Annotated in this window: 18 protein-coding genes; 7 read left to right on the forward strand and 11 right to left on the reverse strand. The window is 68.0% G+C overall.

The genetic code is table 11. The annotated features are described in order from the left end of the window. Positions 1-29: 29 nt before the first annotated feature. Positions 30-401 carry a 30S ribosomal protein S8e gene (locus BM337_RS06575; protein ID WP_089815089.1) on the reverse strand — a complete coding sequence of 124 codons (372 nt, stop codon included), beginning with the start codon at positions 399-401 and terminating at the stop codon, positions 30-32. 356 nt (positions 402-757) lie between these two features. On the opposite strand from BM337_RS06575, the gene BM337_RS06580 reads away from it, so the two are divergent. Continuing rightward, on the forward strand, positions 758-1,198 hold the full coding sequence (locus BM337_RS06580) for a DUF2240 family protein (RefSeq protein ID WP_089815091.1): 441 nt from the start codon (positions 758-760) through the stop codon (positions 1,196-1,198). Then, complete coding sequence (locus tag BM337_RS06585; RefSeq protein ID WP_089815093.1) at positions 1,198-1,587, forward strand: DUF7993 family protein; 390 nt, start codon at positions 1,198-1,200, stop codon at positions 1,585-1,587. Before BM337_RS06580 ends, BM337_RS06585 begins: the two co-directional genes overlap by 1 nt. A 21-nt stretch (positions 1,588-1,608) precedes the next feature. On the opposite strand, the gene BM337_RS06590 is transcribed toward BM337_RS06585, so the two are convergent. Then, entirely contained in the window at positions 1,609-2,091 is a 483-nt protein-coding gene (locus tag BM337_RS06590) for a hypothetical protein (RefSeq protein WP_089815095.1), read from the reverse strand. Positions 2,092-2,330: 239 nt separating this feature from the next. Between BM337_RS06590 and pyrF the strand changes: the two genes are divergently transcribed. Then, a complete protein-coding gene (gene pyrF / locus BM337_RS06595) occupies positions 2,331-3,149 on the forward strand; it encodes an orotidine-5'-phosphate decarboxylase (protein WP_089815608.1) in 819 nt (272 codons plus the stop codon). 33 nt (positions 3,150-3,182) lie between these two features. Here pyrF and BM337_RS06600 read toward each other — a convergent pair whose 3' ends face one another. After that, positions 3,183-3,386, reverse strand: a complete 204-nt coding sequence (locus BM337_RS06600; protein WP_089815097.1) for a hypothetical protein — start codon at positions 3,384-3,386, stop codon at positions 3,183-3,185. 106 nt (positions 3,387-3,492) lie between these two features. Here BM337_RS06600 and BM337_RS06605 point away from each other — a divergent pair, with 106 nt between their 5' ends. Together BM337_RS06605 and BM337_RS06610 are read left to right on the forward strand one after the other, a co-directional pair. Beyond that, positions 3,493-4,128 carry a J domain-containing protein gene (locus BM337_RS06605; RefSeq protein WP_089815099.1) on the forward strand — a complete coding sequence of 212 codons (636 nt, stop codon included), beginning with the start codon at positions 3,493-3,495 and terminating at the stop codon, positions 4,126-4,128. 76 nt (positions 4,129-4,204) lie between these two features. Beyond that, positions 4,205-4,885 carry a phosphoglycolate phosphatase gene (locus BM337_RS06610; protein ID WP_089815101.1) on the forward strand — a complete coding sequence of 227 codons (681 nt, stop codon included), beginning with the start codon at positions 4,205-4,207 and terminating at the stop codon, positions 4,883-4,885. Between the two features lie 15 nt (positions 4,886-4,900). Here BM337_RS06610 and BM337_RS06615 read toward each other — a convergent pair whose 3' ends face one another. Genes BM337_RS06615 through BM337_RS06625 form a run of 3 tightly spaced genes read right to left on the reverse strand, consistent with a single transcriptional unit; the run spans position 4,901 to position 7,793 of the window. Further along, positions 4,901-5,920 (reverse strand): metal ABC transporter permease, encoded by a 1,020-nt coding sequence (locus BM337_RS06615; protein ID WP_089815103.1) that lies wholly within the window; start codon positions 5,918-5,920, stop codon positions 4,901-4,903. After that, positions 5,917-6,726, reverse strand: a complete 810-nt coding sequence (locus BM337_RS06620) for a metal ABC transporter ATP-binding protein (protein ID WP_089815105.1) — start codon at positions 6,724-6,726, stop codon at positions 5,917-5,919. The genes BM337_RS06615 and BM337_RS06620 overlap by 4 nt, the downstream gene beginning before the upstream one ends. Further along, positions 6,723-7,793, reverse strand: coding sequence for a metal ABC transporter substrate-binding protein (locus BM337_RS06625; protein WP_089815107.1), 1,071 nt, complete (start codon positions 7,791-7,793; stop codon positions 6,723-6,725). Before BM337_RS06625 ends, BM337_RS06620 begins: the two co-directional genes overlap by 4 nt. A 268-nt stretch (positions 7,794-8,061) precedes the next feature. On the opposite strand from BM337_RS06625, the gene BM337_RS06630 reads away from it, so the two are divergent. Further along, positions 8,062-9,714, forward strand: coding sequence for a GTPBP1 family GTP-binding protein (locus BM337_RS06630; protein WP_089815109.1), 1,653 nt, complete (start codon positions 8,062-8,064; stop codon positions 9,712-9,714). Here BM337_RS06630 and BM337_RS06635 read toward each other — a convergent pair. The 3 genes from BM337_RS06635 to BM337_RS06645 form a co-directional block, all read right to left on the reverse strand. Beyond that, positions 9,698-10,132, reverse strand: coding sequence for a hypothetical protein (locus tag BM337_RS06635; RefSeq protein WP_089815111.1), 435 nt, complete (start codon positions 10,130-10,132; stop codon positions 9,698-9,700). The two genes, BM337_RS06630 and BM337_RS06635, sit on opposite strands and share 17 nt — an antisense overlap. 132 nt (positions 10,133-10,264) lie before the next feature. Then, complete coding sequence (locus tag BM337_RS06640) at positions 10,265-10,537, reverse strand: hypothetical protein (RefSeq protein WP_089815113.1); 273 nt, start codon at positions 10,535-10,537, stop codon at positions 10,265-10,267. 91 nt (positions 10,538-10,628) lie between these two features. Beyond that, the gene (locus tag BM337_RS06645) at positions 10,629-11,285 is read right to left on the reverse strand and encodes a helix-turn-helix domain-containing protein (protein WP_089815115.1); all 657 of its coding nucleotides are present in this window, start codon (positions 11,283-11,285) and stop codon (positions 10,629-10,631) included. Between the two features lie 88 nt (positions 11,286-11,373). Here BM337_RS06645 and BM337_RS06650 point away from each other — a divergent pair, with 88 nt between their 5' ends. After that, the gene (locus BM337_RS06650; RefSeq protein ID WP_089815117.1) at positions 11,374-12,390 is read left to right on the forward strand and encodes an NAD-dependent epimerase/dehydratase family protein; all 1,017 of its coding nucleotides are present in this window, start codon (positions 11,374-11,376) and stop codon (positions 12,388-12,390) included. Positions 12,391-12,414: 24 nt separating this feature from the next. Here the strand turns inward: BM337_RS06650 and BM337_RS06655 are convergent, their stop codons facing one another. Together BM337_RS06655 and BM337_RS06660 are read right to left on the reverse strand one after the other, a co-directional pair. Next, positions 12,415-13,092 (reverse strand): HAD family hydrolase, encoded by a 678-nt coding sequence (locus BM337_RS06655; protein ID WP_089815119.1) that lies wholly within the window; start codon positions 13,090-13,092, stop codon positions 12,415-12,417. Between the two features lie 317 nt (positions 13,093-13,409). Then, on the reverse strand, positions 13,410-13,898 hold the full coding sequence (locus tag BM337_RS06660; RefSeq protein WP_089815121.1) for a double winged helix-containing putative transcriptional regulator: 489 nt from the start codon (positions 13,896-13,898) through the stop codon (positions 13,410-13,412). Between the last annotated feature and the right edge of the window lies 1 nt (position 13,899).

Raw genomic sequence — 13,899 nt, forward strand, 5'->3', positions numbered from 1 at the left:
CGTGGAATCGGCGGAGAAAGTGTCTCGCTCTATTCGACCGCGACGGCGTTGACCTGTCCGTCCTGGCCCGGTCGCGAGGTCACACGGGCGCGCCCTTCGCTCGTCTCCAGCACCGCGCCCTTGGTGATGATGTTTCGCCGCGCGTAGTTGGGGTTCGAGGGGTTCTCCGCGACGTTGTCGATGGTGGCCTCGACCACTTCGCCGCCGTCGGCGACGCTCGCGACGTCGGTGGTGACGGCGCGGAACTTGGTCGTGTTCCCCTGCGTGTCGACGACCTTCAGCTTCTGTTCGCCGACCTGCGTCTCCGTGGATTCGTTGCCGAGTTCGTACTTCTTCTTCTTTCGGAACGGTCGCAGTCGCCCACCTGTTCGCTTCCGCGTCGAGCGTCCGTGGTCTTTCATATGCGTGTGAATTGGCCAGGCGATACTTGAACCGTTCGATGCGAGTTCGATCACGGGTGGTCGGTGTGGATGGAGGAAAGGAGACTACCAATACCGCAAACAGCCAGAAAGCCCCCGGGCGCTGAACGGCTGCGGACCGCCCTGCGCGCGGCCTCCGGCCGTGCTTGGAGGTCCTCGCTCGTTCAGCGCCCGGCCCCTTTCAGTCCCGCCCTGTTGATCATCCGAGCGGGTGGGACTTTCTGGCTGTTTGCGGTAGTGACTGTGACGTCGTTGACGGCGCACCGAGTTCCAGTCACACCGACATCTACTGTTGCTAGTCGAAATCCTCATGCCGGGCCCGGAACCACCCACAGTCGATGAGTTTGCGCACCGCTGTCGCCGCGCCGTTCCGGACGCGGGGCAGCGACCGCATGGGGGAAAGCGAGTTCGTGGTGGCGCTGTCGCTGGACCGGGACTGGTTCTCGCCCGACCAGGCCAAGCGTCTCGTCGACGTCGCGGCGAGCGAGGGGTTGCTGGAACGCGACGGCGACGAACTCGTGGTCGAGTTCGCGGCCGACGAGGTGCAGATTCCGGAGGGTTTCGTCCCCAAGGAGGACGTCCTGCGGGAGCGCTCGACGTTCGAGCGCGTGCTCGACGCCGTCGTCGAGACGGGCATCGAGAAACAGGAGGCGGTGGCGGAGATCAACCGCCTCCAGAGCACACTCGGCGTGACGCTGGAGGCCGCGGCGGTCGTCTACGCCCGGCGACGCGGCGTCGACGTGGCGGAGTTCGCCGAGCGCGCGCGAGGTGACCTCTGATGGTCGAGGACCGGATCACCGACGGCAAACGGATCGCCCAGTTGCTCGCGTCGGAACTGACCGGCCTCTCGACCGGTCCCGTCGAACGCCTCGGCGTCGACGACGCTGACCCGGACGCCGAACCGTCGCCCGAGGGGAGCTTCGCCTACGATATCGTTCTGGACGACCGGCGCGTCGGGTCGGTGTTCGTCCACGAGGAGACCGCACGCGTGGACCTCTCGGTCGGTGATGGGGTGGCAGATGAATCCGAACTCGCGGGGACGACCACCGACGGACTCTCCCTTTCGACGACCGGCGAGGACCACCTCCGCATTCACGTCGAGTACGGGGCGGCCGTCAAACGGGCCGTCGACCTGCTGGTCGACGTGCTGGACGAGCAGTGCCGATAAAACCTCGACCGGATCCCGATTCTACCGCGACGGCGTCGATTCCCCGAGCCGGCGGGACGTCCACGCGAGGAACCCCGTCAGGATGAGCACCGAACCGGTCAGTGCCAGGAGCGCCGCCGTGAGCCAGACGCCTGTCGCGAAGTCGAACAGCGGACCGAGCGTCGCCACGGTGATGGGTGAGACGAGGACGAGCAGCGACCCAGTTGCGACGGCGCGTCGCTGGTCCGGCGTGAGCTCGATACCGAGGGTGAACAGGCCGTCGGGTTTCTCCGGCTCCGGCGCTGCCAGACCGACGCAGAACAGCGGGACCCCGACGAAGACGAGGACGCCGGCGACGACGGACGACCAGAAGGAGTTCCAGGGGGAGATCTGTAGCAGTACACCGACGACGACGAGCGAGGATCCGCCGACCAGTCCGGTGGGTCGGAGCCGCGGGTCGGCGAGGAACGTGTTCAGGTCGGGCAGCGTCTCGGAGACGTGTCCGACGTCGAGCGAACGGGCCATACTATCGCCGTTGATACCAAGAAACATATACTCTCCGGGCCAGTTATTATCGTTCGATCTCGGGGGAGGCGGAACGACTCTCGAAGAACTGGCGTCGTTCCGGTGATTGGACGCAGTATGCATATCAGGATTGATTCTCGTCGGGATTGATTCTCCAGTGGGGCGGCCCGGACGGCCGCGTGTCGCCTCGCCCACGTCGATGAGAAAAGCTTGTGTCGGTCGGCGACCCGACCAACGCTATGCACTTCTTCGCGCGGCTGGGCGAGCGGATCGAGGCGGTCGACAGCGTCGTCTCGGTCGGCCTCGACCCCGACCCGGACCGGCTCCCGCCGAGCGTCGCCGACGCGGACCTCCCGCGCTGGTCGTTCAACCGCCGAATCATCGACGCCACCCACGAATACGCGGCCTGTTACAAGCCCAACGCGGCGTTCTACGAGGACGCGGACGGCTGGCGCGCCCTTGAGGAGACCATCGCGTACGCGCACGGGAAGGACGTCCCCGTCCTCCTCGACGCCAAGCGCGGCGACATCGGCAACACTGCACGTCAGTACGCGGAGATTCTCGATATGGCCGACGCCATCACCGCGAACCCCTACATGGGCCAGGACTCGCTCGCGCCTTTTCTCCAGCGGACCGACAAAGGCGTGTTCGTCCTCTGTCGGACCTCGAACCCCGGCGGGTCGGACCTGCAGGACCTGGAACTCGACGACGGTGGGACGCTGTACGAGCGCGTGGCGGGGCTCGCCGCCGGCTGGAACGAGTACGGCAACGTCGGCCTCGTCGTCGGCGCGACGAACCCCGACGAACTCGAAGAGATACGCGAAATCGTGCCCGACATCCCGTTCCTCGTCCCCGGCGTCGGCGCCCAGGGTGGCGACGCGGAAGCCGCCGTCGAGTTCGGCCTCGCCGACGGCGTCGGCCTGGTCAACTCCTCACGGGGCATCATCTTCGCCGGCGAGAACGGGGCTCGCGGCGGCGAACCGCCGGAGGAGGAGTACTTCGGCGCTGCGGGTCGCGCGGCGAAGCGACTCAAGCGGCGACTCAACGAGTTCCGGTAGTCGAACGCGTTCGCCGGCCCGGTCCGTCCGCCGCTAGAACTCGTAGGTATCGACGCCGTCCGGCAGGTCGTCGGGGTCGAGCGTGTCGGGGTCGCGCTCGCCCAGCTGGACGGCACACTCGACGCAGACGCCGTGGCTCTCGTCCCAGTGGCGTTCGCAGACGAGTTTGCCACAGCGGTCGCAGGTGTGGGCGACGTCCCGTTGCTCACAGATCTCACACAGGCCCGAGACACTCATGTCACAGCGTAGCACGTCCAGCGGTTTGAACTTGCTGTCGTCCCCGCCGCTTCACCCGCGCGGTGTCTTGCGAGAGGCTTACAGTCCTCCCGTGCGAAGCGCCCCTGTGCAGTACGACCGTCTCGTCACGGGACTCGCGGGGGTGCTGGGTGGTATCACCGTCGTCATGACGGTGCTGGGGCTCCTCTTCGAGCCCCCCATCCTGTTCGTCGCGCTCACCTTCGGCGCCGCGACGTACCTCGTCTACTTCCACACGAGCGGCCGGATGGCGGCACGCGTGTATCAGACCGTCGAGCGGCAGGCGGCCGTCGACCCGTCGCGGGGCCGCCGTCGCCAGCGAACTGGTCGCCGGGGCCGCAGAGACGCCGGGGCCGGCCCGCGAGAGGACTGGACGCCGCCGCGCGACGGACGGACGGCCCGGGAAGCGGCCGCCGCAGGGGCGGGGGGTCGCGAGGGAGCGACTCACTCGGGCCGGTCTGGCCAGCGACAGGCCAGTCAGCGCGGTCAGGGGCGGCGTCAGCAGCGGCGCGGAACGCGACAGCGCCAGCGCCCACCGAACGCGAACAGCGGTCCGACCGCGGCGGAGGCCTACCGGACGCTCGGGCTCGACCCCGGCGCCGACGAGTCCTCGGTCAAGCAGGCCTACCGCGAGAAGGTCAAGCAGGTCCACCCGGACACTGACGGCGGCGACGAGGAGGCGTTCAAGGCGGTCACCGCGGCCTACGAGCGGTTGACGGACTGATTTTCCACCGCGAGGCGACGACGCGGCCGGACGCACCGACCGCAACGCCGATAGTCACCCGCGCGCGAGCGAGTCCATGGACGCCGTACCGCCGCTAGTCGTCGACGTGGACGGGACGCTCACCGGCCCGGACCGCGCCGTCGACCCGCGCGTGTTCCCGATTCTGCGGGACTGGGCCGCTCCGGTCGTCGTCGCGACCGGGAAGGCGTTCCCGTTCCCCGTCGCGCTCTGTGACTTCCTGGGTATCGAACTCTGCGTCGTCGCCGAGAACGGCGGCGTCGTGTTCGTCGGGCAGACTGACGCGCTGACGATGGCGGGTGACCCCGAGGCGGCGAACGCCGTCGCCGATGCCTACCGCGAGATGGGGTACGACCTGGGCTGGGGCCCGCTGGACTTCGCCAACCGCTGGCGCGAGACGGAACTGGCGGTCAGTCGCGACCAGCCGCTGGAACCCCTGCAGGAACTCGCGGTGGAACACGACCTGGTCGTCGTCGACACCGGCTTCGCCTACCACGTGAAGGCGCCCGACGTCGACAAAGGAACCGGCCTCCGAATCGTCGCCGACGAACTCGACCTGTCGCCCGAGGCGTTCCTCGCCGTCGGCGACTCGGAGAACGACGCGCCGACGTTCGAACTCGCCGGCGAGTCGGTCGCAGTTGTCAACGCCGACGACACGGCGAAAGCGGCCGCAGACCGGGTGACCGACGTCGCCTACGCCGACGGCTTTCTGGAAGCTATCGGACCCTACGTGGACTGAAGCGGCAGTCGGCCGTCAGTCGGCGCCCCCGCCGTCCGTCTCGGCCGTGCCGATGCTGTCGACCTCGGCGTGGCGCTCCTCGCCCAGCGCGGTCTGGAGTTTCCCGGCGACCACGGCGGTGACGTAGATGGCGACCGCGACAAGGACGATGACGCCGCCGGCAGTCGCGCCGCCGTAGTACGAGACGCCGATTCCCAGGATGACGGCCAGCTCAGCCAGGACGACCGAGACGAGCAGCGACTCCGAGAAGCTCCGGGAAATCTGGGTCGCCGCAGCGACTGGCACGACCAGCATCGCGGCGACGAGGATGACGCCCATGATCTGCATCGCGCCGACGACGACCAGCGCGGTCAACATCACGAGGACGCGGTTGTACCAGTCCACCGGGATCCCCGAGACCTCCGCCGCGGTCTCGTCGAAGGTGACGTACAGGAGCTGGTTCCGGGTGATCGCGACCGTCGCGACGATGACCAGGAAGAGGACGAGCAGTATCGCCGCGTTCTCCGCCGAGACTGTCGAGAGGTTGCCGAACAGGTACTGGTTGATGCCGACCGCGAGGCCGCCGGCGTTGACGCTGATGAGCGTCGTCCCCAGCGCGAACCCGGTCGAGAGGACGATGGCCATCGAGACGTCGTTGTAGGCGTCGGTCGCCTCCGAGATCAGCTCGATCGCCAGCGCCGCCAGCACCGAGACGACGACGGCGGTCAGGTACGGCGAGACGCCGAGTTCCAGTACCGCGTTCAGAAAGAGGCCAACGGCGACTCCGGCGAAGGCGGTGTGGGCCAGAGCGTCGCCGATGAGCGCGAGCTGTCGGTGCACGAGGAAGGTCCCCACCAGCGGCGCCATCACGCCGATGCAGAGTCCCACGAGGATCGCCCGGTGCATGAACTGGTACTGGAGCAGTTCGAGGCCAGTCCCCGCGGCGACCCAGAACATGAACTCGGACCAGAGCGAGAGGAACCAGTAGATGGGCGCGAGCAGGGCGTCGAGCGGTCCGGTCTGGAGCGCGGTGAACCCGCCGCCGGCGCCCGTCATCGGGCATCACCGGCCAGCGCGGCCGCCGTCCCGAACGCCCGGCGGATGGCGTCGCTCTCGACGAACTCGGCCGTCGGGCCGTCGAACTGGACGGACCGGTCGAGACAGACGACGCGCTCGGCGTGGTCGGTGACCGCGCCGATGTCGTGTTCGACGAGAACGACGGTGATCCCGTCCTCGTTGAGCGACTCGAGCAGGTCGTAGAACGCCGCGACGGATTCGGCGTCGACACCGACCGTCGGTTCGTCGAGGACGAGCAGGTCCGCTTCTCCCGCGAGCGCGCGTGCGATGAAGGCACGCTGGCGCTGCCCGCCGGAGAGGTTGGCGATCCGTCGGTCGGCGAGCGCGGCCATGCCGACCGTCTCCAGTGCCGCATCGACGATTTCACGGTCGTCACGCCAGAGCCGGCCGAAGCCGACGTGGGGGTACCGCCCCATCTCGACCACCTCGCGGACGGTGATGGGCATGTCCTTGGCGGCGCTCGCCTGCTGGGCGACGAAGCCGATCCGGTCCCCGTCGTCGAACCGGTGGGCCGGTTCGCCGAACAGGCGTGCGGTCCCCTCGTCGGGGCGGCGCAGGCCCAGTGTGAGTTGCAACAGCGTGGACTTCCCCGAGCCGTTCGGCCCCACGACCGCGACGTACTCGCCGGGGTCGATGCTGAGCGAGACGTCGTCGACGACCGGCGTCGCGGTGTAGCCGAACGTCACGTCCGCCAGTTCGATCACCGGATCGTCCGGGGCGGAGTCGGTGGTTCCGTCTTCGGCAGTCGCGTCGCTGGCGGTCCCGTCTCCCGTGATTCTGCTCATTCGAAGTTCCTCCACTGCTCTGCCCAGCCGTCGGGGCCGACGTCTTCGGGCGCTTCGTTGCCGAGCACGACCTCGAACGTCGGCATGTTGACGTTGTACGCGATCTCCTCGTACCCCCACTCCTCCTCGACCCACTCCTCCCGGACGCCGGCGTAGGGCGTGACGGGGAAGTACGCCTCGACGGCGGTCTCGGCGATCAGCTGCTTGGCCGGTTTCCGCGTCTCGAAGACGCCGGCGCCGACGTACCTGATGTCGTTGTCCGCGATGACCTGCTTGGCCTCGGTGATATCGGAGGGTTTGACGTCGCCGCTGGCCGCGAGGTTGACGACGAGCGGGCGCATCCGGACGCCGTAGCGCACGCCGATGTACTGGAAGGCGTTGTGAGCCGCCAGCTGCACGACGTCGCGCTCGGCGCGGTCGAAGATCGACTGGTAGTCCGCGTCGATTCGGTCGAGGACGTCGGTCTTGTACGCCTCGGCATTCTCGCGGAGGGACTCCTCGTGGTCCGGTGCCAGCTCGACCAGCCCCTCGGTGATGTTGTCGACGGACTGTTTCGCCCGCTGGGGGTCGAGCCAGAAATGGGGGTCCTTCCCCCGGTTCTGCCCGACGCCCTCCTCGTCGCGGTCCAGGCTGGCTGCCAGGTCGACCAGTTCGATCCCCTCGCGGACGTTGATCAACTGGGTGTCGACGTCGTCGTCCTCGATCGTTCGGATGGCGCGATCTGCCCAGGGCTGGAAGTCCTCCCCGACGTGGACGAACGCGTCGGCGTCGATGATGTCGCGCGTGACGCTCGCGTCCGGTTCCCACCCGTGGCCGTGCAGCCCCGTCGGGACGAGGTTCTTCACCGTAACGGGTGTCTCGCTGGCGATCTTCCGGGCGAAGTCGTAGAAGCTGAAGAAGGAGGCGACCGCGACGGGGCCGTCGTCGCCCCCGTCGGTCCCGCTGCCGGCTCCGCCGACCCCGCCACAACCCGCGAGCCCGACGGAGGCTCCGATGCCGACGACGGAGCCGAGGAACGCGCGCCGGGTCTGGAACCGGCCCGGAGATACGCCCTCTCCGTCGGTCATGGGACTCCCCCGGACCGGCCGGCGCCCCGGCTATCTCGCCGGGGTCGCCTCGTTCGTTCGGCCCTATCGTCGGGTCCCGTTCGAACCGCGGTCGACGTACCGTTCATGCGAAGAATTAGACTCGTCTAAACCTTATATTTATCGCACCCGAACGCCCGGTTTCAGTCTGTCCCTTTCGGGTGTGTCTCCGGTCGATCCGGAGCGCTATCCTGCGATTCTGTCACACGACCGGGGAAGGCTTTTGGTGCGCCGCGTGATACCCTCCCCCATGAGCCCTGACCGGGCCGTCCTCGACCGCGCCCTCGAGCGCGGCGAGCAGGAGGGCGGGAGCGTCGAGTTCAAGGAGCGGCTCACCGAAGACCTCCACCTCGCAGACGGTCGACTGGAGAGCCTCGCTGCCCAGCTTCGCCACCGCGTCCTCTCCGGCGAGGGCGAAGCGACCTACGTCGTCGGCGTCACCGACGCCGGCGGCCTCGCGGGCATCCCGCCCGAGGAGTTCTCGGAGTCGATGGACGTCCTCTCGCTGATCGCCGACGAGGCCGGCGCCCACATCGAGGAGGTCCAGACCTGGGGCATCAACGACGTCCGCGACGCGGACCACCACGTGGCCGACGACGCGACGGCGGACGCCGACCACGGCATCGTCGGCGTCGCCACGATCAGGGAGGGCGCCGTTCTCGAGGACGACGACCACATCGTCGTCGGTACCGCCGGCCACGTCGACCACGGGAAGAGTACGCTGGTCGGTACCCTCGTCACCGGCACCGCCGACGATGGCGAAGGCGGGACCCGTTCCTTCCTCGACGTCCAGCCCCACGAGGTCGAACGCGGCCTCTCCGCGGACCTCTCCTACGGCGTCTACGGCTTCGACGAGGACGGCCCCGTCAGGATGGACAACCCCGACCGGAAGACCGACCGCGCGGCGGTCGTCGAGGAGGCCGACCGGCTCGTGAGCTTCGTCGACACCGTGGGCCACGAACCCTGGCTCCGTACTACGATCCGCGGCCTCGTCGGCCAGAAGCTCGACTACGGCCTGCTCACCGTCGCGGCCGACGACGGACCCACCCAGACCACGCGCGAACACCTGGGGATCCTGCTGGCGACCGACCTGCCGACCATCGTCGCCATCACGAAGACCGACCTGGTGAGCGACCAGCGCGTCGCCGAGGTCGAACGGGAGGTCGAGGCGGCACTCCGCGAGGCCGACAAGACGCCCCTCAGGGTGGACCGCCACGGCGTCGACGTCGCCGTCGAGGAGATCTCCGAGACCGTGGTCCCCGTCGTCACGACCAGCGCCGTCACCATGGACGGCATGGCCCAGCTCGACGAGCTGTTCGAGCGCCTCCCCAAGGTCGCCGGCGAGGACGGCGAGTTCAGGATGTACGTCGACCGGAGCTACAACGTCCAGGGCGTCGGCGCCGTCGCCTCGGGCACCATCAAATCGGGCACCGTCGAGGCCGGCGACGAACTCCTGCTCGGCCCGATGCAGGACGGCTCCTTCCGCGAGGTCACCGTGCGCTCCATCGAGATGCACTACCACCGCGTCGACGAGGCCCGCTCGGGTCGCATCGTCGGCATCGCGCTGAAGGGCGTCCAGGAGGCCGACGTCGAACGCGGGATGGTGCTCCTGCCGAGAGACGCCGACCCGCAACCCGTCCGAGAGTTCGAGGCCGAGGTGATGGTGCTCAACCACCCGACCCGCATCGGCGACGGCTACGAGCCCGTCGTCCACCTCGAAACCATCAGCGAGGCCGCCCAGTTCTTCCCCGACGGCGGCCAGCTCTTGCCCGGCGACTCGGGCTACACCCGCGTCCGGTTCAAGTTCCGGCCGTACCTCGTCGAGGAAGGCCAGCGGTTCGTCTTCCGCGAGGGCCGCTCGAAGGGCGTCGGGACGGTGACGGACGTTACCGGGGTCGAGTAGTCGCCGTCTCGGTCTCCCGGGCAGCCGCCGTCACTTCGAGCCCGTCGCCCGTCTCACTCTCGGCGAGTTCGAACGACCTGGTGTGGTTCCCGCTCGTGCTCCCGTCGCTCGCGTGTGCGACGAGTTCGTACTCGCCGGTGACGAACGGACGGCCGAGGTCGCTCTCGTCGACGCTGTAGTTCCGGGCTCCGGTGTAGGGCCACTGGTAGCGGCGATCGTCGGGGCCGTTCACCGCCAGCCACTCCGGCGTCATCCCGAAAATCGTCGGATCCGCCTCGATACTGACCCGTAACTCGTCGTCTTCGTAGGTGACGTTCTCGTATATCGTGACGTCGCTGGCGAGGTCCCCGAGACCGCCACAGCCCGCGAGCGACGCGGCTACCAGTACGAGCACCCCGACCACGCATCGCTGTCGCATGGTCCTGTCATCGAAACGCGACGACAAAACCGTTGCAGATCGATGGCGATGGGGCGCTGGAACCGGTCGCAACCGGCATCCACTCGGCGGACCGGCCGCGTCGGTTCGACCGCTCGACCGGGACGACCGGCCTCAGGACTCCATCTTCTCGATTATCTGGTCGGCCTTGTCCCTGGCCTCGTCCTCGTCGGCGACGCCGTCGATGGGGATCAGTACGCTCTGTGCCGTCCAGTCCTCGTTGCCGTGCTCGTCGCCGGTGCGGACCTCGCCGCCCTCGACGACCGAACCCGCGACGTTCGCCGCCCAGTCCGGCGTCCGTATCTCGTCGAACTCGTCCGGGTCGCGGTACGTGACGTGGTAGTAGTCGTCGCCCTGTTCGACGCCTTGCGCGGATATCTGGGGCATACCCGTTCGTTGGGCTCTCGGGCGTAAGTTCGGCGTGCCGGCAGTCGCAAGGGTCCGGTTCCAGAGCGGCCGAATCGTCGTGCCGTCTCTGTTACCCGAACAGCGACCGCAGCACCTTCGACTCGGCCTTTTGCAGGTGTTCGGCTGCCGTCGACGGCGCGCAGTCGAGTCGCGCCGCTACGTCGTCCTGGCTCCCGGTCCGCGGGACGTCGTAGTACCCGACGTCGAGGGCCGCTTCGATCGCCTCTCGCTGGCGGTCGGTGACCGAGGTCGCGACCGCCTGGGGGATGGCTCCCATCCCCGCTATCTCCTCGACGGTGACGGAGACCGTGTCGGGGACTGCGTCGATGGCTGTCTGGATCATCTCGCTCGGCCCGAACACGGAGATGGTCGCCGTGCCGTCCCGGTGCCACTCGATCGGCGGAACGACGACCACGCCGCTCCTGTCGCCGACAGCCCAGAGGTCGAGGACCGCGTCAGTCAGGTCGTCGTGGAGGTAGGCGTAGAATTCGCCCTCGCCGGCGGGTTTCAGTTCGTACTCGCGCACGAAGTCGATTTCCTGGACGGCAGCTTCGAACGCCTCGACGTCGCCCTCGACGTAGTGGAGGACGCTGAGTTCGGCGTCGGTGACGTTCCAGTTGAGCGCTGCCGCGTACTCGACGAAGTCGGCATTGGCCATCACGCCGTACATCGGGTGGAGTTCGCCTTCGCGGCCGTCCGCGGTCAGTCGCAGGCGGACGTGTTTCATGCGCGGTCACTCCCGCGGCGACGACTTAAACCCCCCGCGCCACTCCGGCAGCAGCGGTTCGGTCCGTCCACGCGAACCGTCGACTGTGATGAACGTCTTCGTCTCGGGCGCCACGGGCGTCCTCGGCAAACGTCTCGTCGAACTACTCGCCGACCGCGGCCACGACGTGTCTGGCCTTGTCCGTGACGAGGACGGGGAGCGAACGGTGGAACGCCGCGGTGGTGAACCCCGCCGAGGCGACGTTCTCGATGCCGCCTCGCTCGGAGGCGCCGTTCCGGACGACGTCGACGTCGTCGTCCACGCGGCGACGGCCATCCCGACGTCGGACAAGCCGTCGAACGAGGAGTGGGAACTGAACGACCGCGTCCGGATCGAGGGCGCGAAGAACTTGGTCGCGACCGCCGGCAGGAGCGCCGACCGATTCGTCTTCCCCAGCGTCGTCTGGGTGGCCCGCCAGCACGACGGCTCCAAGTTCGACGAGTCCGCCGAGCGTCACCCCGACCGGGCTACCCGCTCGGCCGCCGAGACGGAGGACTACCTGCGCGAGGCCGGTGACGAACACGGCTTCGACGTGCTGATCCTCCGCAACGGGATGTTCTACGAACCCGACGGGGCCTACACACGAACGTTCGCCGAGAACCTGCTGGAGGGGGATATGCCCATCATCGGCGGTGGCCTGCTGGGTCGCCGTGACGTCGAACTGAGTCTGATCCACGCCGACGACGCGGCGCGGGCCTTCGCCGACGCCATCGAAGCAGAGGTGACTGGGCTCTACCACGTCGTCGACGAAGAGTCGGTGACCCTCGCGGACTACCTCACGCACTTCGCCGACCTGCTGGACGCGCCCGAACCTGGCCGAATTCCGGGCTGGCTCGCCCGATTCTTCGTCGGCAAGGAGGCCGTGAACATGCTGAGCAAACCCATGCCCACCACGGCGGAGGCGTTCAGGGCCGACGTCGGCTGGGAGCCCGAGTACCCGACGTACCGCGAGGGGTTGGACCAGGTCGTCGAGACGTGGGAGGCGGACGGGACGCTGGCCCAACTCAACTCTGGAGAGAGGGCCGGCGACAGCGACGCGGAAACGACAGTCGAAAAAGCGGCGTGACGGCGATTGGCCGACGCCCGGTCGTCACGCCCAGGGCTCGTCCAGCAACTCGTCCATCGCCTCGATCCGGTGATGGGGCTCGGGGTCCGGATTCGGTACCCCCTCCCGATCGATCCAGACCGACCGCAGCCCAGCGTTGTGCGCCCCGGCGACGTCGTTTTTCAGCGAGTTCCCGACCTTGACCGCCCGCTCCGGACCCACGCCGACCGCGTCGAGCGCCATCTCGAACGGCTCCGGGTCGGGCTTCGCGGCCACGTCGTAGCCCGCGAACACGACGGTCTCGAAGTGGTCGTCGATACCCAGTCCGCGCATCTTCGCTCGCTGCATCTTCGGCCCGCCATTGGTCACCGCCGCGACCGCGTACCGCTCGCGAAGTGTATCGAGGGCCTCCTGGGCGCCGGGGAGCCACTGGACGTTGGTCTGGTCGCGCTCGGCCTCGTACGCGTCGGCGACGGCGAGTCCAACGTCGGGGTCGTGGCCCGCTTCCTCGGCCAGCGCCGCGAAACAGCGCTCCCGGTTCTCGACCACGTCTTCGCTGTCCTCGACGTGGTCTTCGAAGACGGCGTAGTAGTCATCGGCCGTGAAGACGGGTTCGATGCCCACGTCCTCGAACGCGAGGTCGAGGATTTCGGACCCAGGACGGCAGTACTCGCAAATCGTGTCGTCGAGGTCGAAGAGGAGGGCCTCCACCGGTTCGTTCATGTGTGAGTGTGTTGTCCGATCGAGCTTCAATGATCTGGCGGATTTCTCACCGCAGAGAGCACCGTGGTGACTGGTTCCGCGAACAGCACGAAAGCCCCCGGATGCTCGACTCGTGGGGCTCGCTGTCGTCCGAAAACCGGAGATTTTCGTGATGACGAGAGAGCTTCGCTCTCTCGAACCACGCTCCTCGGCTTCGCCTGCGGTGCTTACATCGCCGTACTTCGTCGAGCGAGACCCGCCAAGCACGCCGAAGGCGCGCGCAGGTGCGGTCGCAGCCCACGAGCGACCGGGGGCTTTCTTGCTGTTGTTGGTTACTGTCAGGACTCGTCAGTCACACGCCGATAACCGTCCTCAGAACGCTCGACCAGACCGAATTCGACGGCCCACTCCAGCAGGCGTTCGGTGCGGTCGAGCCACTCGGCCTCCCAGTCGGTGTGGCGGTCGCGCTCCCACCGGGGAACCACGTCTCGCATCGCCTCGAAGGTTTCCGCGACGGTTTTCGACCCCTCGTCCAGCGCGTCCACGACCTCCCGAGCGCCGAAGACGTGCTCCAGAAACCGGTCGGCAAGATCGTCCTCAGAGGGGTCCTCCCGCGTCCGGTGGAATCCGCGGTCACCCTCCGCGGCGAGTCCGAGCGCCTGCGCGAAGGTCAGGTACTCGCGCGCGACGTCGCGGGACGGAAGTCCGGTCCGGTCCCGGATGCGGCTACAACAGTCCTCGACGGTCCCGGGGACGAGCGGCAGCGCTGCCTGGACGTCTCGCAGAAAGGCGACGGACCTGGCTTCGGGAACGACCTTGTAACGCATG

This window comes from Halomicrobium zhouii (assembly GCF_900114435.1).
Classification (GTDB): Archaea; Halobacteriota; Halobacteria; order Halobacteriales; family Haloarculaceae; genus Halomicrobium; species Halomicrobium zhouii.